At 65.7% G+C, this 17,205-nt stretch carries 19 protein-coding genes; 8 read left to right on the top strand and 11 right to left on the bottom strand.

Annotation, left to right across the window (positions count from 1 at the left end; all coding sequences use genetic code 11):
* The first annotated feature begins 19 nt into the window (after nucleotides 1-19).
* Nucleotides 20-934, top strand: a complete 915-nt coding sequence (gene gluQRS / locus EJO69_RS07475; protein WP_126040671.1) for a tRNA glutamyl-Q(34) synthetase GluQRS — start codon at nucleotides 20-22, stop codon at nucleotides 932-934.
* A 28-nt stretch (nucleotides 935-962) separates the two neighbouring features.
* On the opposite strand, the gene EJO69_RS12320 is transcribed toward gluQRS, so the two are convergent.
* On the bottom strand, nucleotides 963-1,712 hold the full coding sequence (locus EJO69_RS12320; protein ID WP_164519798.1) for a hypothetical protein: 750 nt from the start codon (nucleotides 1,710-1,712) through the stop codon (nucleotides 963-965).
* A gap of 255 nt (nucleotides 1,713-1,967) precedes the next feature.
* Nucleotides 1,968-2,996: an NAD(P)-dependent alcohol dehydrogenase gene (locus tag EJO69_RS07465; RefSeq protein ID WP_126040667.1), complete on the bottom strand. Its 1,029-nt coding sequence runs from the start codon at nucleotides 2,994-2,996 to the stop codon at nucleotides 1,968-1,970.
* A gap of 291 nt (nucleotides 2,997-3,287) precedes the next feature.
* Here EJO69_RS07465 and EJO69_RS07460 point away from each other — a divergent pair, with 291 nt between their 5' ends.
* Entirely contained in the window at nucleotides 3,288-3,518 is a 231-nt protein-coding gene (locus EJO69_RS07460; RefSeq protein ID WP_126040665.1) for a hypothetical protein, read from the top strand.
* Here the strand turns inward: EJO69_RS07460 and EJO69_RS07455 are convergent.
* On the bottom strand, nucleotides 3,511-5,586 hold the full coding sequence (locus tag EJO69_RS07455; protein ID WP_126040663.1) for a prolyl oligopeptidase family serine peptidase: 2,076 nt from the start codon (nucleotides 5,584-5,586) through the stop codon (nucleotides 3,511-3,513). The two genes, EJO69_RS07460 and EJO69_RS07455, sit on opposite strands and share 8 nt — an antisense overlap.
* A 571-nt stretch (nucleotides 5,587-6,157) precedes the next feature.
* Here EJO69_RS07455 and EJO69_RS07450 point away from each other — a divergent pair.
* Genes EJO69_RS07450 through EJO69_RS07435 form a run of 4 tightly spaced genes read left to right on the top strand, consistent with a single transcriptional unit; the run spans nucleotide 6,158 to nucleotide 8,758 of the window.
* A complete protein-coding gene (locus EJO69_RS07450; RefSeq protein ID WP_126040661.1) occupies nucleotides 6,158-6,553 on the top strand; it encodes a TOBE domain-containing protein in 396 nt (131 codons plus the stop codon).
* The gene (locus EJO69_RS07445) at nucleotides 6,550-7,275 is read left to right on the top strand and encodes a substrate-binding domain-containing protein (RefSeq protein ID WP_126040659.1); all 726 of its coding nucleotides are present in this window, start codon (nucleotides 6,550-6,552) and stop codon (nucleotides 7,273-7,275) included. The genes EJO69_RS07450 and EJO69_RS07445 overlap by 4 nt, the downstream gene beginning before the upstream one ends.
* Nucleotides 7,272-8,066, top strand: a complete 795-nt coding sequence (locus EJO69_RS07440) for an ABC transporter permease (RefSeq protein WP_211331384.1) — start codon at nucleotides 7,272-7,274, stop codon at nucleotides 8,064-8,066. Before EJO69_RS07445 ends, EJO69_RS07440 begins: the two co-directional genes overlap by 4 nt.
* Nucleotides 8,063-8,758 carry an ABC transporter ATP-binding protein gene (locus EJO69_RS07435; RefSeq protein WP_126040657.1) on the top strand — a complete coding sequence of 232 codons (696 nt, stop codon included), beginning with the start codon at nucleotides 8,063-8,065 and terminating at the stop codon, nucleotides 8,756-8,758. The genes EJO69_RS07440 and EJO69_RS07435 overlap by 4 nt, the downstream gene beginning before the upstream one ends.
* A gap of 140 nt (nucleotides 8,759-8,898) precedes the next feature.
* Here EJO69_RS07435 and mobA read toward each other — a convergent pair whose 3' ends face one another.
* From mobA to EJO69_RS07415, 4 genes are read right to left on the bottom strand one after another with little or no spacing between them, the layout of a single operon-like run.
* Nucleotides 8,899-9,450, bottom strand: a complete 552-nt coding sequence (gene mobA, locus EJO69_RS07430) for a molybdenum cofactor guanylyltransferase (protein ID WP_164519903.1) — start codon at nucleotides 9,448-9,450, stop codon at nucleotides 8,899-8,901.
* Complete coding sequence (gene moaC / locus EJO69_RS07425; RefSeq protein WP_126040654.1) at nucleotides 9,447-9,926, bottom strand: cyclic pyranopterin monophosphate synthase MoaC; 480 nt, start codon at nucleotides 9,924-9,926, stop codon at nucleotides 9,447-9,449. Before moaC ends, mobA begins: the two co-directional genes overlap by 4 nt.
* On the bottom strand, nucleotides 9,923-11,137 hold the full coding sequence (locus EJO69_RS07420) for a molybdopterin molybdotransferase MoeA (RefSeq protein ID WP_126040652.1): 1,215 nt from the start codon (nucleotides 11,135-11,137) through the stop codon (nucleotides 9,923-9,925). The genes moaC and EJO69_RS07420 overlap by 4 nt, the downstream gene beginning before the upstream one ends.
* Nucleotides 11,134-12,285: a ThiF family adenylyltransferase gene (locus EJO69_RS07415; RefSeq protein ID WP_126040651.1), complete on the bottom strand. Its 1,152-nt coding sequence runs from the start codon at nucleotides 12,283-12,285 to the stop codon at nucleotides 11,134-11,136. The genes EJO69_RS07420 and EJO69_RS07415 overlap by 4 nt, the downstream gene beginning before the upstream one ends.
* 112 nt (nucleotides 12,286-12,397) lie before the next feature.
* Between EJO69_RS07415 and EJO69_RS07410 the strand changes: the two genes are divergently transcribed.
* The gene (locus tag EJO69_RS07410) at nucleotides 12,398-13,447 is read left to right on the top strand and encodes a molybdenum cofactor biosynthesis protein MoaE (protein ID WP_211331383.1); all 1,050 of its coding nucleotides are present in this window, start codon (nucleotides 12,398-12,400) and stop codon (nucleotides 13,445-13,447) included.
* A 127-nt stretch (nucleotides 13,448-13,574) separates the two neighbouring features.
* Here EJO69_RS07410 and EJO69_RS07405 read toward each other — a convergent pair whose 3' ends face one another.
* Together EJO69_RS07405 and EJO69_RS07400 are read right to left on the bottom strand one after the other, a co-directional pair.
* Nucleotides 13,575-14,447, bottom strand: a complete 873-nt coding sequence (locus tag EJO69_RS07405; protein ID WP_126040649.1) for a 4Fe-4S binding protein — start codon at nucleotides 14,445-14,447, stop codon at nucleotides 13,575-13,577.
* A complete protein-coding gene (locus tag EJO69_RS07400) occupies nucleotides 14,444-15,079 on the bottom strand; it encodes a TorD/DmsD family molecular chaperone (RefSeq protein ID WP_126040647.1) in 636 nt (211 codons plus the stop codon). The genes EJO69_RS07405 and EJO69_RS07400 overlap by 4 nt, the downstream gene beginning before the upstream one ends.
* Nucleotides 15,080-15,334: 255 nt before the next feature.
* On the opposite strand from EJO69_RS07400, the gene EJO69_RS12765 reads away from it, so the two are divergent.
* On the top strand, nucleotides 15,335-15,442 hold the full coding sequence (locus EJO69_RS12765) for a hypothetical protein (RefSeq protein WP_425454744.1): 108 nt from the start codon (nucleotides 15,335-15,337) through the stop codon (nucleotides 15,440-15,442).
* Nucleotides 15,443-15,521: 79 nt separating this feature from the next.
* On the opposite strand, the gene EJO69_RS07390 is transcribed toward EJO69_RS12765, so the two are convergent.
* Both EJO69_RS07390 and EJO69_RS07385 read right to left on the bottom strand, forming a co-directional pair.
* Nucleotides 15,522-16,556 carry a dimethyl sulfoxide reductase anchor subunit family protein gene (locus tag EJO69_RS07390; protein WP_126040645.1) on the bottom strand — a complete coding sequence of 345 codons (1,035 nt, stop codon included), beginning with the start codon at nucleotides 16,554-16,556 and terminating at the stop codon, nucleotides 15,522-15,524.
* On the bottom strand, nucleotides 16,556-17,194 hold the full coding sequence (locus tag EJO69_RS07385; protein ID WP_126040644.1) for a DMSO/selenate family reductase complex B subunit: 639 nt from the start codon (nucleotides 17,192-17,194) through the stop codon (nucleotides 16,556-16,558). Before EJO69_RS07385 ends, EJO69_RS07390 begins: the two co-directional genes overlap by 1 nt.
* Nucleotides 17,195-17,205: the final 11 nt, after the last annotated feature.

Here is a 17,205-nt window from a genome sequence, read left to right as displayed (position 1 = left end):
TTGCCTCTGGAGGTGAGTGATGACCGACGCAGCGGGCCGCTATGCGCCCTCGCCCAGTGGCGACCTCCATCTCGGCAACCTCCGCACCGCCCTCATCGCCTGGGCCTGCGCCCGCAGGGCCGGCCTCGGATTCGTCATGAGGGTGGAGGACCTCGACGAGAGGTGCCGCCTGGAATACGTCGATTCCCAGCTTTCCGACCTGGCCGCGATCGGCATCGACTGGGACGGTGACGTGCTCTTTCAGTCCGAGCGTACCGCTGCCTACGCCGAGGTCGTCGACCGGTTGCTCGAGAAGGATCTTCTGTACGAGTGCTACTGCACCCGCGCCGATATCCGTGACGCCCCGCGTGCCCCGCACGCGCCGCCGGGAGCCTACCCCGGGACGTGTCGGGATCTGTCGGCCAGTGAGCGAGAGGCCGGGCGTGAGAAGCTCGCCCCTCTGGACCGGGGGCCGGCGCTGCGACTGCGCACCTCGGGTGAGGCGCTGACCATCACCGATCGTGTGTGTGGCGAATACACCGGATACATCGACGACTTCGTCGTTCGGCGGGGTGATGGTGCTTATGCGTACAACCTCGTGGCCGTGGTCGATGACGAGCATCAGATGGTCCGACAGGTGGTCCGAGCAGACGATCTGCTCGAGTCAACACCCCGTCAGGTGTACCTTCAGCGGCTGCTCGGGTTTGAGAGTCCGGACTACATCCACGTCCCGCTCGTGCTCAACACGAATGGTCAGAGGCTCGCCAAGAGGGACGGGGCCGTCACGCTCGGACAGCTCCACGAGTTGGGATGGCAGACAGCGCAGATCTTCTCCCTCATCTCGCGTTCGCTCGGCATCGAGAGTGACAATGGTGTCGACTTCCTCGAGCAGCTCGAGCTGGATCGCATCTCGAGAGAGCCGTGGGTCTTCGATCCAGACAATCCCGAATTCTAGGCCGTCTCTGCTGCTGAGAGCGCCGGACTCAGAATGTCCACTCCCATCTGGCTCCTCCAGGGAGGGCGATGAGGAGGCTGCCTGAGGTGTGTGCGCTGTCCAGGACGATCGTGCCGTACGCCTTCTGGCCAGGGCCTATGCCCCAGGGCAGCTCCTCAGAATCCTGAAGGCACCAGGGCGCATTTCCAACGGAATCGTTCTCGAGGACGCCGCTGGGGGAGAGGATGGCCATGTTGTATTCGCTGAGGTGGAACGCTGGAACGGGAGCCTCCGCGAGCGACGGCAACGTCTCAACCTCAAACGAGACGGCAATGTAGTTGCCGTTGAGTGATGGACCGGAGTAGCTGCTGGTGCACTGGAAGTTCGGCCGGATTCCAGTGACTCTGAATTCCACGGTCATGTTCCCGGAAGCAGTTTGGTCATATCCCGCGAGCTGTCCAATGCTCTTCACGACATTGCCGCGACCGTTCTTGACCGTGGGGCCGAACTTGGAGGTGTTGGCCGGAGGATTCGCGGGCGCTGGGGCTGCGGGTGCGGCCGCCTCAGGAACTGGGGCGGGTGCCGGTGCGGGCGGCGCAGGGACCGGGGCGGGCTGAGGCTCCGGCGCAGCTTCGGGACTTGGTAGAGCTTCCGTGGGGGCCGCTGCCGTCTCTTCCGCCGCTGATGTCGGTTCGGGGGACGTCGCGGTCTCTTCGATGGAGGCTGCTGGCGCGGCCTCCTCAACGGAGGAGCAGCCGGCGAGGGTAAGGGCGCCGAGGGCAATCAGTGCGACAGACATGCGGGTCATCATCGAGGCTCTCCGAGTTCAGGGGGTTGTCTTAGGTCACCGTATCCGCTGGAAAGGGCACATTGGGACTTTATCTCCACGGAATGAGAGTCATGGTCATGGCGTTTCTCGACGGATGCGCTTCCGCTCACAATGAATCTCTGTGTCAGAAGTTGGCGCTCACGGGCCGACTGCTCGCCGCGGATTGTGGGGAATATGAAGAGTGGCGGCAGGGCATCAGCCCTGCCGCCACTGACTACCCGGTGGTTACGGAACGAGGATTCCGCGACCGACCAGTCGACCGTTGTCGAGGTCGTTGATCGCATCCGCATACGCCGCAAGGTCGTAGACGGATGTGTGAAGGGAGATCTTGCCCTCTGCTGTGAGCGTCATGAGCTGAACGAGATCCTCGTACGTGCCGACAAGGTTGCCGATGACGTTGATCTCGCGGGAGATGATCGAGAGGGTCTCGATCTTCACCATGCCGCCGTAGCCGATGACGTAGTAGTCACCCTGGTTGCGGATGAGCTGGGGGCCAAGGAGCTCCATGCCCATCTCCGCGATGAAGTCCAGAACAACGTGGGCGCCGCCGCCGGTGATGTCATGGACCTGCTTGATGACAGTCTCATCATCCGTGCTCAGCACGGTGTGATGAGCGCCGAGGCTCTTCGCGAGCTCGAGTGCCGCCTCCGACTTGTCGACCACAGTGATCTGGGCCGGGGTCAGTGCGAGAAGCGACTGGATGCCGATGTGGCCGAGGCCGCCGGAGCCCATGACGACAACGTGAGTGCCGGGATGGAGCTTCGGAACGGTCTTGCGAACCGCGTGGTAGGCCGTGAGACCGGCATCCGCCAGTGCGGCGATGTCCCGCGGCTGCAGCTTCGGATCGAGCTTCACCACGGCGCGCGCATTGGTCAGCATGTACTCGGCCATGCCGCCCTCAGCGTTGAGGCCGGGGAAGGACGAGTTCGAGCAGTGCGAGTCGTTGCCGCGACGGCACTCGGGGCACAGCCCGCATGTGACGAGCGGATGCATGATGACCGTGTCGCCAACCTCGACGTTGGTGACAGCGGGGCCGACTGCATGCACCCAGCCGGCGTTCTCATGACCCAGGATGTAGGGGAGCGTGGGGTTCTGGATCGGATCCCACTGCCCTTCAATAATGTGGAGGTCTGTTCGACACAGGCCTGCCGCGCCGACCTTGACGATGACATCCCAGGGGCCGGTGATCTCCGGCTCCGGAACCTCGTCGAGCTTCGGCATCTCGTGATACTTGTGGATTCTTACTGCCTTCATTGAGACCCTTCCGTCATTGGAGGTGAAGTAGTCCTTTGAGACTATGCCAGCGTGACGCCGCCCACAAGGGATGACACAAAGGCTCGATGGCGCGTGAACAAGCGTAAAACGGCCCTCATCAGGGCGGTATGCAATCTCGGCGTGCGATCAGCCTGTCCCACCGGGAGGCCATGATGTGACCAGCGCTCACTATGGCATGAAGATCGCTACGTTGCTTTCTGCTACAGCGAGGATCGACGGAACCCGCCGGTTTCTAGGTCATTCTCGGTCGGGCACAGTACCATGGGTGGAATGGCGCGGCTCACGTCGCGGACGCTGCGCGCCACCTTGTCTATTCTTTTGGGGAGGCCTGGATTGACGAATCGAACCCGCGGACAGAAGCGCCTGAACTCTGGTGGCTACGACTTCGGAGGATATGTGCCTGGACACGATTACACCCCGCGAAAGCCCCCCGTGTGGAAGTCCGTTCTCGCCGTGATCGTCATTCTCGGCATGGTCGGCTTCTACGCCCTCTTTATCTGACGCAGTCGGCTGAGGCCGGCTTTTCTTCTGCCCTGGGGCCCTCGGCGAGTCGACGATTGAGGAACTCGAAGATGAGTGCCAGGCTGAGCGCGCTCTGCTCGGCATCCGCCGCCCCCGCGTGTCCGCCCTCGATGTTCTCGTAGTACTCGACGTTGTGCCCAAGCTCTTCTAGGAGCGCCGTGAACTTCCGCGCGTGGCCTGGGTGAACCCGATCGTCCTTCGTCGATGTCATGACGAGAATCGGCGGATACTCGCCGTCCTCCGCGACGTTGTGGTATGGCGAGTAGCGCTGGAGGAAGTCCCAGTCGTCCGTGTCGGGGTTCCCGTACTCGTCCATCCATGACGCGCCGGCCAGCAGGTGGGAGAACCTCTTCATATCGAGCAGCGGAACCCGCGTGACGAGGGCTCCGAACAGCTCGGGGTAGGTCGTGTACATGTTGCCGATGAGGAGGCCGCCGTTCGAGCCGCCGATCGCGGCGAGCTGAGGCACGGTCGTCACCCCCGTGGCGACAAGGTCCCGAGCCACCGCTGCGAAGTCCTCATAGGCGCGCTTGCGGTTCTTTGTGAGTGCGGCCTGGTGCCAGGCGGGCCCGAACTCGCCGCCGCCGCGGATGTTGGCGAGCACGTACACGCCGCCATCCTCCAGCCACGCCTTCCCATACGTTCCGAGATAGCCCGGGGTGCGCGAGACCTCGAACCCGCCATACCCATCCAGCAGACAGCGTGCAGGATGCTCGCCACGGAGCGCCTGCCGGCTCCCGACGAGGAAGTACGGCACCCGCGTGCCATCGGCGGAGACCGCCCATCGCTGGTCGACCACCATTCCGTCGGCGTCGAAGCGCTCCGGGGTGGAGCGGACCGTCGTGACGTCGAGGCCGTCCTTCGAGGCGGTCCCGTACAGGAGCGTTGTCGGCGTGAGGAAGCCCGTCGTCGTCACCCACACGGCATCGCCCTTCTCGCGATCGACGGCGCCGACGCCGATCGAGTCGAATTCACCGAGCTCGGGGTGGAGCTCGGTGACCTCCCAGGTGTCGATGGAGGCGAAGTAGACGCGGGAACGGACGTTGTCGAGAGTCGTGAACACGACTCCGGACTGGATCTCGGTCATCCCGGCCAGGGATGCCTGGGGAGTGGGCGTGAAGATCTTGACGATCCGCTCCGGGACGGGGCCCGTCAGCGCATCCTCATAGGGCAGGGCGAGCAGCGAGCCCGCCGGGAAGGTCTCGCCCTTGAGCTCCCAGTCGTATCGCAGCTCGACGACGGCCCAGTCGCGGATGGTGCCCACGCCTGCGCTGTGCGGCAGGAGAATCTCCTTGAGCTCGAGCGTGTCATGGTCGACCTCATAGACGACCGTGTCCCGGAAGTCCTTGGCACGCACCGCGAAGGTGCGCTCATAGCCCGGCGTGAAATCGTGGCTGGCAGAGACGAGGATGTCCTCGCGCTCGCCCTCGAGGATGGTCGGCGCGTCATCGATATCGGTGCCGCGCCGCCAGAGGCGCACGGACCGTGGGTACCCGGAGTCGGTGAGGGTGCCCGCGCCGAAGTCGCGGGCGATGAGGACGGCATCGGAATCCCTCCTCATCCACGACATCGAGCCCTTCGAGGCGGGCGCCTCGAATCCGTCGGTGATGAACGTCCGAGTGTCGAGGTCGAACTCGCGCACGACGTTCGCATCGGAACCGCCGGGCTTGAGGGTGATAAGGGCGCGGTCGAACAGGGGCCTGCGGAGATTCGCCCCGCCGAAGACCCACGACTCACCCTCCTCCTGGCCGAGGGAGTCAATGTCGAGCAGGACATCCCACTCGGGCTCGTCCAGGTAGCTCTCGAGGGTGGTCCGCCGCCACAGGCCGCGCGGATGATCCGCATCCGTATGGAAGTTGTAGACGTAATCCCCGCGCAGGGTACCGAGGTCCAGCTTGTCCTTGGCGGAGAGGATGTCGAAGATGGCGGATCGCTTCGCGTCGAATCGATTTCCTCGATATGAGTCGAGCGTCCTCTCGGTGCGCTCCTTCACCCACTCAAGAGCCACGTCGTTCGAATCTTCCAGCCATAGCCTCGGATCAGTCATGTGGACAGTTTAGGTGAGGTGCGCTGGGCGGGCACCGTTGCCTCCATGGTCTGCTGTGACGCGATGAGAAAGCTGTCGGCCCGAGGCCGTTGTCTCTCACGGGCTCCTGGACTGCGGTGGAGCATACGTCGTGAGGTACGCCCGGTCGGTGAAACTCCTCGGAACAGCACTGTGCCCGGCCATTGGCCGGGCACAGCGGGCAAGTTCAGCGTGTACTCATGTCCGAGTGATCGGAACTCTGACGCCCTAGATTATTTGGCGGTGCTTGGCGCATTCCCTCTGGGGATGCTGCACCGGGGCGACTAGTCGGAGACCTGGACGGCCTTCGCAGAGTTCGCTTCCTCTGCCTTAACGAAATAACTCATAGGGCCTCCTTCCGTCGGGGATCACCGACCATTCGATCGGCGTGCTCACAAGTTTACCCCCGGAATGCCCTCGAGTGTGGGATTCGACACCATTGACGTGTCCGATCCTCTGCGAGCGAACAGGTGAGATGGGGGCTGCATGTGAACGTTGCAATTGCGGGACCATCGTCCACAGCTGGCCGTATCTGCGGTGTAATCTTCTGAATATGTCTGAATACAAGGTTCGGGATGCGGCACGGCTGCTCGGGGTCTCCGATGACACGATCCGCCGCTGGATTGATGACGGATCCCTCGAATCCCGCCGGGATGGCGGGCGAATCTGGGTTGACGGGAAGTCTGTCGCGTCGCTCGCGATTCGACTCGCCGAAGGCAAGGCCGACCACGATGGGGCGGTCTCGACTCGCAACGAGTTCGCCGGCATCGTCACCCGGATCCAGATGGACGGGGTCATGGCCCAGGTCGACCTCCAGTGCGGGATCTACCGCGTCGTCTCCCTCATCTCCGCCGAAGCCGTCAAGGAGATGGAGCTCGAGGTCGGTTCACCTGCCACCGCGCTCGTCAAGGCGACGAACGTGTCCGTCAGATCAGGGGTCATCAGATGAAGCGGCTGCTCACAATGGGCGCTGGCCTTCTCGTGCTGGGGGCCTGTTCGCAGGGCGGCGCAGTCGAGGACCGCGCGCTCACGGTCATGGTTGCCGCGTCGATGTGCGACCTCGCCGAGGCAGCGGCGGATGACATCGACGCCGACGTGACGACGGTCTGCTCCGGCTCCTCCGACCTCGTTGCGCAGATCAACGCCGGTGCGAGCGCCGACATCCTCGTGACCGCCAACCAGTCCACGGCCGATCGGATCATCGATGGCGGTCTCGGCACACAGCTGGACGTCATCGCCACGAACGAGCTCGTCATGGCCGTGCCCGCCGGCAATCCGGCCGGCATCATCGGTTTCGACGAGTCCGTAAACGGATCCGACCTCATCGTCTGTGCACCCCAGGTTCCCTGCGGCGAGGTCTCCCAGCAGCTCGCCGCCGCGAACGGACTCACTCTCACTCCTGTGTCGGAGGAGCAGTCGGTGACCGATGTGCTCGGCAAGATCACCTCCGGCCAGGGCGACGTCGGGCTCGTCTACCGGACGGATGCGAACAGCGCCGGCGACTCCGTCGAGACCATCGCCATACCCCTCTCGGAGGACTTCCCCAACGTCTACCCGCTGCTCGTCATCGGATCCTCTGAGGCGGACGAGCTCGAGCAGACGTGGATCGACGCCTTCACGACCGGCACAGGCCGGGAGCGGATGGAAGCCATCGGGTTCTCGATCCCATGATGTGGCGGACTGCGGGGGCGCCGCCCCGATGGATACTGATCGGCGCAGCTCTCGCCATCCTCGCCCTGGCTCTGCCGATCGTCGGCATGCTCATCGACATGCCGTGGGCGGATGTGCCGGGCATCCTCATCTCCGACACCGCGCTCGCGGCACTGGGCGTCTCACTCCGCACGGTGACCATCTCGACGATCATCTGTGTTCTCCTCGGAGTTCCGCTCGCCGTCTACATGTCCCGGCTGACGGGCCGGGCGGCGGAGCTCGTCCGGGTCGCCGTCACCATCCCCATGGTCCTGCCCCCGGTCGTCGCCGGACTGGCCCTCCTGTCGACCTTCGGGAAGAGGAAGCTGCTCGGCGAACAGCTGTCGGTCCTCGGCATCGACATCGCCTTCACGTCGACCGCTGTCGTCATGGCGCAGGTCTTCGTCGCCATGCCGTTCCTCGTCACCTCCCTCGAGGCGGCACTCCGCTCGAACCGCACCTCCCACGCCCAGATCGCGGCCACTCTCGGCGCATCACCCACCCACATCCTCGTCCACGTCACCCTCCCGATGATGCTGCCGGCGCTCGTCTCGGGGACGGCTCTCTCGGCCGCCCGGTGCCTGGGTGAGTTTGGGGCGACGCTCACCTTCGCGGGCTCCCTTGAGGGAACGACACGCACGATTCCACTTGCCATCTATCTCCAGCGCGAGGTCGACCCGGACACGGCTCTCGCCCTGTCGCTCGTCCTTCTCGTCCTCGCCTTCCTCGTCGTCTCGTTGACCGCCGGCGGGAGAAGGGTGAGGACCGCATGATCTCGCTCCACGCAGGAATCGCCGACAGGGGACTGCGGTTCGACCTCGAGCACGGGGAGGGCCGGACCCTTGCCGTCATCGGCCGCAACGGCTCCGGCAAGTCCTCCCTCATCGGCCTCCTCGCCGGTCTCATCGTCCCCGATCCGGGCGGGACCATCGCGCTCGATGGGACGGTTGTCGCGGGCGATCAGTGGGTGAGTCCGCACCGGCGGCCCATCACCCTCCTCTCCCAGGACCCGACATTGTTTCCACACATGTCGGCGCTCGACAATGTGGCGTTCGGGCTGCGGGCGAGGGGCGTGAACCGGCAGAGGGCACGCGAGCACGCCCACGACCATCTCGCACGGATCGGCATCGACCAGCTCGCCGACAGGATGCCGAATCAGCTGTCCGGCGGTCAGCAGCAGCGTGTCGCCCTCGCCCGCGCCATCGCCGTCGAACCGACGATCCTTCTTCTTGATGAGCCGTTGGCGGCGATGGACGTCGCTGCGGCGGTCGAGCTCCGGTCCCTCATCCGGAATGCCCTTCAGGGTCGCACCGGTGTCGTCGTCACCCACGACATTGCCGACATCCGCGCCTTCGCCGACGATGTTGCGGTCCTTGCCGACGGAAGAGTCTCCGACTACGGGCCGGTGGATGAGCGTATGGGTGACGAGAACTCCCTGCTGCGCAGGTACTTCCTCGGGGGATGAGAACCCCCGTCCATGCGCCCCAATCAGGCGATGTGCACGCCGCAGGCCAGAATCCTGCTCACTCCCGCGTGAGGGAGGGTCGGCCGACCGGCCTCCACGACCTGCGGTCGGTGCCAGCTCAGCGACGGAGCCTTCGCGGTCTAACGTTCCCGCTGGGCCTGCTCGACCTCGTCCCACGTGTCGAGGTCACGAGCGGCGGGGCTGGGGCCGAGCACGGTGACATCGAGCGCGCCGAGCAGCGCCCGGACGGGCAGGCCCGCGAGGCCGCCCTCCTCGATCAGCTTCTCCGCGCGGGCGCGCACGGCGCTCGCTGAATACAGGCCCGCAAGATACTGGGGCTTCTCGCCGCCGAAGCACACACCGTCGCCGGCGTAGGAGTCGATGAGGGTGGGCAGGCCCGAGGCGATGAAGGGGATGTCGCAGGAGAGGATGAAGAGCCGGTCTCCTGTCACGTGGTCGAGTCCGGCTCCGATGCCGGCGGCGGGGCCCGATCGCGGAGGGTCCTCGACCGTCCTCTTCAGTTCGGTCTCGGCATGGCCCACGACGACGATGTTGTCACGGGCCACGCCAGCGGCCTGGCAGGCGTCGGTGACGGACGTCAGCATCGTCTGCCCGCCGACGACGACGTCACCCTTCGAGGCCCCGCCGAGCCTGCGGGCGTTGCCTCCCGCGAGGACGATCGCGCCGATCATTCCTCGTAGCCCGGCCGGAACCAGGTTCCCGAGCGGCCGCCCGACTTCGCGATGATCCGACATCCCGTGATCTCAGCCGAGCGGTCGACGCCCTTGACCATGTCGACGATGGCGAGGGCCGCGATGGTGACCGCGGTCAGCGCCTCCATCTCCACACCCGTGATGTCGGCGGTGCGGACGGTCGCCCTGATGTCGACCCCGTGGTCCTCGATCGACAGATCGACGGTTGCCGCATGGAGGGCGATCGGGTGGGCGAGCGGAAGGAGATCGGGCACGCGCTTGGCGCCGGCGATGCCGGCGATGCGGGCCACGGCGAGGACGTCACCCTTGGGGACGGTGCCGTCCCGAAGCGCCTGAACGACCTCGGGGGAGCAGGTGACGGTGCCGACGGCCGATGCTTCGCGGACGGACGGCTTCTTCGCGGACACGTCGACCATGTGGGCCTCACCGGTCGAGGTCAGATGAGTGAATTTCACAGCCACCACACTCTCACATCGTCACCCTCGTCGACGCTCTCGACCTCGGCGGGGATGTAGGCGAGCCCGCGGGTCTTCATGAGCGAGTAGACGAGGTGGGATTTGGAGCCGCCCGCGGCGGCGGGGATGACCCGATCGCCGTCGGCCACGACGGGCATGAACTGCGCCCTGCCGGCCGGCGTCGTCCACGAGGCTCCGGACTTCCAGAACTGCCAGGGGATGTCGGTGTCGGACTGTCCGGAGAGGGTGGCGATGAGGCCCTCGCCGTAGACCTTCATCGACACGAACACGGAGACCGGGTTGCCGGGCAGGCACAGGACGGGGATCGGGCGATCGCCGATCGTGATCATGCCGGAGCCCTGCGGCTTGCCGGGCTGCTGGGCAACCGCGACGAAGTCGACTCCCTGCTTCGTCAGGTACTCCTTGACCACATCGAACGCGCCGGCGGAGACGCCGCCGGTTGTGATGAGGGCATCGAGGTAGCCGTGCTCCTCAATCGTCGCACCGAAGCGATCGACGTCGTCCGTCGACGAGGAGAGGAGAATGTCGCGTCCACCAGCGTCCCGCACCATGAGCCGGACGAGGGTCGAGTTCGAGTCGGGGATCTGGCCGGGCAGGAGATCCTCGCCGGGCTTCCTCAGCTCGGAGCCTGTCGACAGGACGCCGATGACGGGCCGGCGGTGAACCGTGACGTAGCCGTGGCCGATCGAGGCCAGGGCCGACAGCTGGGTAGCACCGAGTCGGACGCCGGCCTCGACGGCGAGCTCCCCGGCGGCGATGTCCTCGCCCGCGAGCCGCAGGTTCCTGCCCGTGGGCACGGCCTCGAGGATCGTCACCTCATCGGGTGCCTCGCCGAGCATGTTCTGGCCCGGGTTCGCGGTCTTCTCGACCTGGACGATCGCATCCGCGCCCTTCGGCATCGGTGCGCCCGTCATGATTCTCATCGCGGTGCCGGGCTCGAGCTCGGGAATGTCGGTGCGGCCGGCAGGAATATCTGCCGCCACCCGGAGCGTGACCGGGGCATCGGCAACATCCTCGGAGCGGACGGCGAAGCCGTCCATCGCCGAATTATCGAATGGGGGGACGGCAAAGCGGGCGAACACCGGCTCGGCCGTCACCATGCCCTGGGCGGCGTGCAGGGGCACTGCCTCCGTTGAGAGCGCTGAGCCGAGCGCGAGAACGCGCTCCCGGTACTCATCAAAACTGATCATGCGAGAACCTCCACGTCGTAACCGGCTGCCTGCCAGGCGTCGAGACCGCCGGCCACATTGATGGCCTGGATGCCGACCCTGCCCATCGCCTCCACCGCGCGGGCGCTGCGGGCGCCCGCCTTGCAGTGCACGTAGACCGGCTGCTCGCCCGCGGCCAGCTCCGGCCGCTCGAGGATCTCCGACAGGATGATGTGCTCGGAGCCGGGCAGGTGGGCGGCGCGGCGCTCGGAGTCCTCACGGACATCGAGGACTCGGACGCCCTGTTCGCGCAGTCGCGCGAACTCGACGATGTCGACCTCCGCCACCTTCGGTGCGGAGCAGTACGGGAGCAGCTGTGCGGCCGTGAGCGGCTCGGGGCGCGGCAGGGGACGCGGGCCGAAGGGCACCGTGTAGATCTCCGCCTTGAGAGTGTCGACGACCATGACGCGGCCGACGAGGGGTTCGCCGATGCCGCAGATGAGCTTGACCGCCTCGGTCGCCATGATCGTCCCGATCTGGCCGGGCAGGGCGCCCAGCACGCCGACGTCACCGCACGACGGGACATCGCCGGGCGGCGGGGGAGTGGGGAACAGGTCGCGCAGGCTGATCCCATCGGGACCCGGTGCCCCAGCGGCGACGGCGCGCTCACCCGTCCAGAAGACGGAGACCTGGCCGTTGAACTGGAGGATCGACCCCCACACCTCGGGAATCCCGAGTCGCGTGCAGGCAGCCTCGACGAGGTAGCGGGTCTGGAAGTTGTCCGTCCCGTCCATGACCAGGTCGTACTGAGAGAAGATCTCGTCGATGTTGTCCTCAGTCAGGCGGTGCCTGTGCTCGACAACCGTCACATCCGGGTTGAGGTCCGTGAGGGCCCGTGCGGCGGAGGATGCCTTGGGGGTTCCGACACCGGCGTCGGTATGGAGCACCTGCCTGTGCAGGTTCGACCGGTCGACCAGGTCATCGTCGATGACGCCGAGGGTGCCGACTCCGGCGGCGGCCAGATAGAGCAGCGAGGGGGACCCGAGGCCGCCCGCACCGATCGCGAGAACGCGGGCGTTCTTCAGTCTCCGCTGCCCGATGTCGCCGATCTCCGGCAGCATGAGGTGGCGCGAGTACCTGACGGTCTGTTCTGGGGTCAGCGGTGGGCCCGGTTCGACGAGAGGCAGCATAGTGCAGATTCTACCGGTTTCAGCCTGTCCAATTTCTGGGACCAGGGTCGTTTTGCCCACTCTCGCGGTGGCCGCTCCCCGTCCTACCCAGCCTTGACGGTAGGATGGGCACGTGATCAGCGCTCATGTTCTCACCGTCTCGGACCGATGCTCCCGCGGTGAAAGAGAAGACCTGTCCGGCCCCCTTGCCGCTGCCCTTCTGGGCGGCTGGTCCGTGTCTGTCGACAGGACCCGAATCATCCCGGATGGCGCGGACTCCGTTCGCACCGCCATCGAGGAATCGGTGCGAGAGGGTGCCCGCGTCATCGTCACCACCGGCGGCACCGGCATCTCCCCGCGCGATGAGACTCCGGAGGGCACCCTTCCCCTCATCTCCAAGCGCCTCGACGGGATCGAGTCCCTCATTCGCCAGGCCGCGAAGAACGCTCCGGCAGCGCCGCTCTCCCGCGCACTCGCCGGCATCGTCACCGTCGACGGCGCAGACGCGTTCGTCGTCAACGCGCCAGGCTCCCGGGGAGGCGTGACGGACACGATCAACGTCATCGGCCCTCTGCTCGACCACGTTGTCGACCAGCTCGAGGGCGGGGACCACCCGGTCCCGCACCTCTCCCACGACCACGGCGGCCACCTCTCGACCCTCGATGTTCCCGCCGCCCACCACCACGGCGCGAAGGTCCAGCTGACCCCGCACGCCCAGGCGACTTGGGAGACTCAGCATGCCTCCGAGCACCCCGATCACGATGCCGATGTCGTCTACGCGACCGTGACCGGCGACCCGATCGACATGGACGAGCTCGTCCGGCTCGTTGAGCGGCCCGAGGCCGGCGCCGTCATGACCTTCAAGGGAATCGTCCGGAACCACGATGCTGGGCGCTCGGTCAATTCCATCGACTACGAGGCCCACCCCGACGCGGGCACGGTCGTCGCACGGGTCGCCCACGAGGTGGCGAAGGCATCCGGATGTGAGGCGATCGCCGTCGTCCACCGCTCCGGCCATCTCGCCATCGGCGACATCGCCCTCGGCGCCGCCGTCTCCGCCGCACACCGGGTTGAGGCCTTCACCGCGCTCAACGAGGTCGTCGAACAGGTCAAGCTGCAGTTGCCCGTCTGGAAGAAGCAGCAGTTCCCCGACGGCTCACACGAATGGACCGGCTCGGCCTGACCTCCTCGCGGAACGGTCATCGCGGACGAGGACAGAGTCCCCGCTGAGCGATCGTGACGCCGTCGGTGCTCACTGACAATGAAGCCCCACCTGCACGGCAGGTGGGGCTTCAACGTTGGATTCGAACTCAGAACCGGGCTCCGGGTGGCTTCGGGACGCCCTCGGGCCAGCGGATGCCGAACGGGTTCTCGCGGGTGGCCCTGCAGGTCGCGCACAGCGTCCCGCCTTCCCTCATCGGGAAGTACGTCTTGCAGCGCTCGCACCGCACCGTCGGGATCGTCTCCAGCGGCCTGCGGGAGCGTTCGCCGAGCCTCGTCTCCCAGGAGGTGGGTCCCGCGACCGTGAAGGCGTCGACGGGGCACAGCTCGACGCACCGGCGGCAGCCGATGCAGGCCGAGTCGTAGACCGCGAGGGTCGTGATCCGCCGGTCGGGGCCGGTCTCCAGGTGGGACAGCTCGAGGGCCTCCGTCGGGCATGCCTTGACGCATACACCGCACGCCGTGCACCCCGACGTCCGCAGGACGAGGCCGTGGGAGGGCGCCTCGGACAGGGCCGACGGGTCCACTCCCTCAGCCTCGAGGAGGCTCCGGAGGGCGAGACGCTCCCGGTCCTCCGGCAGCAGGGTCTCGTCCGGCAGCGGCAGATCGGATCTGCCCAGCCCGAAGAGATTGCGCCGCGAATGCGGGACGTCCTCGACGCCGAACGATTCGCGCGGCTTGACGGCGGGGGTGCCGAGCTGGAGACGATCGATTCCCGCGACCGCAAGGGTCGTCCTCAGCGTCTCGAGCGGGCCCGGATCCCCGTGGAGGTGGATGACCATGGCGCCGAGGCCGAGGGCCTCAAGAAGCTCATGCGCGGGAACCTCCCCGAGGGGCCCGGGAAGAAGGACCGCGGGGATGTCCTTCTCTGTGACCAGCTCCGGCTCCCCTCCGGCGACGAGCGCGATCGGCCCGGGCTCATTGGCCCGCAGCCAGGAGTGGAGGAGGCGAAGGCTGGTCATTCGGCCTCTGCGAATGCGCCGATCGCGCCGAGGGACAGGTACATGACACCCGAATAGAAGTGGGTATCAGCGGCCTCGGCGGCCTGCTCGAGCATCTGCGGCACCCACTCATTGATGTGCTGATGCATGAAGACCGCGCCGATCCCGTAGTAGCGGGACGCGTCCGTCGTCGACCCCTGGTCGAGGGCGTCGAGGCTGCGCAGGCAGGACTGGGCGATGAAGTTGAACTCGAGACCGATGTGGTCATCCGGCTCCTGATTGAGCTTGGGTGCCTGGAGTCCGAGCTTGCGGTACTCTGCCCTCACCTCAAGGGTCTCCTTGTCGAAGACGAGCCGGTCCTGGTTGCGGTGGACAGATTCGTACGGGGGCACCTTGGCGGTCGCCGTCACCCCGTACAGCAGGTTGTGGTCCCGGCGGATCTCAGCGACGGTCTCGTCCTTGTCGAAGGACTTGCGCAGCTCGTCGAGACCGAAAGCAGTGTCGTCCTTCGCGTCGAGCGGCCACTCGTCCAGCAGCCCCTTGAGCTGGTCCAGCGTCTCCTGATCCGGCGATTGCAGGTGGAGTCGGCCCAGCGTGGCGAAGGCTGCGGCGAGGCGGTCGAGCGATTCCGGGGAAGGTAGGGAAGGATTCACGTTTCTCCTTTGAGGGTTCTCGTTTAAGTCTAGCGTCGTGGGACAATAAGGGCATTACGCCGAGGAAAGGTAGGAATAGATGTCGAAGGATTCTCCCGAGAAGATGGAGGCCATGAGGAGCTGGCTCGCGGCAGTTGCTGAGGAGCTCAACATCGCTCCCGAGGTCATGGCAGAGGCCGAGGCCCCGCTGCTTCAGCTGATCGGAAAGATCGCCTACGGCCCTCGAGGCCGGGTGCGCCGCTCACTGCGTTCCTCATCGGTATCGCGGTCGGCCGGGGCGACGGCGAATCGACCGCCCTCATCGCCACAATCAAATCCCTTGTCGACCAGTACATGAAGGATCAGTCGCCGGAGCAGGCATGATCTGACCGCATCCACTGCGAAGGCTCTGCGACAAGAGAAGGGCGGCACCGGTCGGTGCCGCCCTTCCTCCCTGTCAGGACTACATTCCCACTCGGAAGAGAGTGTCGTAGTGGACCGAGCGGCCCATGAACTCAGAGACAGTGGCGAGCACGAGTGCCGACACCATGAGGACCGTCATGGTCTTCGGGGTGGTGAACTCCTGGTTCGCGGACTTGAAGGTGTACACGGCGAGGAGGACAGCGGCGATGCCGAGGAGAGCAAGGCGGACCAGGAAGAATGCGGTCTGGTACTGCTCAGCGGCGAGCTGCTGCTCTGCCACACCGGTTGCGAGGCCGGTGATGTGGACGATGTAGCCGATGAAGATGGCGACACCGATGACGACCGAGGTGATGGCGATCCACCGGATGACCGACTGTGCGACCTTGACGTCCTTCGACGTCGCTGTGATCGGCTCGCGGGTCATCGTCTCTGCGCGGACGCGGGTGCGCTCGAGCAGGCCGACTCCACCATTCGTGCGGATCGGGGGATCCACCTCGGTGAACTCGTCACCGTTGGTGGACTTCTCGGTGTGCTTGAAGCGGCGCGACATGTGGATGAGGATCGCCGATCCGACAGCGAGACCGCCGAGGAGGAAGGTCGTCGCGAAGAACTGGAACGGAACGGCCCAGGTGTTCCACGCGGGGATCGTCTCGACCGAGTAGTAGATCATCGACATCGAGTAGATGAGGCCAAGGCCGACGACCGCGGCGAGGCCGGCAATGATCTGCCGGACGGCATGGCTGCCGATCTTGAACCACTGCATGATGGCGAAGAGGAAGCCGAGGGCGGCGAAGCCGACACCGAAGATGATCTCGCGGGACAGCCAGGAGGTGTCCCAGTTCCTGATGACGTTGAACATGTTCGAGACGTCGTTCATGTGGAACATGGAGGCGATGAGGCCGAGGACGAGAGTCGGGCCGATCGCGTAGATCGCCGGGTCGGTGACCCGCTCGATGGTGTCACGGCCGTACCTCGGAATTCCGAGAACGTTGATCACACCGAGCGCGACGAATGCGCCGACGCTCAGCTGCGCCAGGACCGTGAAGATGATCATGGGGAGTTCGTGGAGGTTCATCAGATTTCCTTCGGGTTCGCAATGGCGCCGGACTGCGAATCCCAGGACTGGGCGTCGCGGTGCGGGTTGATCACCAGGCGCGGGTTGGTCACGGACGGATCCGGGAGCGGCGCGATGTTGTCGGTGGTTCCGTACTGCTCACGCAGCTCGTCGATAGGACCCCAGTCGAGCGCACGCGACGGGCAGGCGTCCACACAGGCCGGGTCCTGACCGGTCGACCGGTAGTCGTAGCAGAGGTCGCACTTGGTCATCTGACCGGTCTCTGCGTTGAACTGCGGTGCGGAGTAGGAGCAGGCCCACTCGCAGTAGCGGCATCCGACGCACTTGTCGGAGTCGACGTAGATCGTGCCATCCTCGCGGCGCGACATCGCGGTGGTCGGGCAGACCTCCATGCAGATGGCGTCCTCGCAGTGGTTGCACGCGATCGACGTGTAGTAGGTGAAGATGTTCGGAGTGAACGTGTTCCCGGACTGCTGCCAGGAGCCACCCGAGTATTCGACGACGCGACGCCAGTTGATGCCGACCGGAAGGTCGTGCTTATCTTTACAGGCGACCTGGCAGGCCTTGCAGCCCGTGCACAGTGTCTGGTCGAAGAAGAACCCGTAGTTCGCTCCTGCTGTAACTTCAGCGGTAGCCATTTCTATTTACC

Origin of the sequence: Flaviflexus salsibiostraticola (genome assembly GCF_003952265.1) — a bacterium.
Classification (GTDB): domain Bacteria; phylum Actinomycetota; class Actinomycetes; order Actinomycetales; family Actinomycetaceae; genus Flaviflexus; species Flaviflexus salsibiostraticola.
This window is presented reverse-complemented; position numbering and strand designations above follow the sequence as displayed.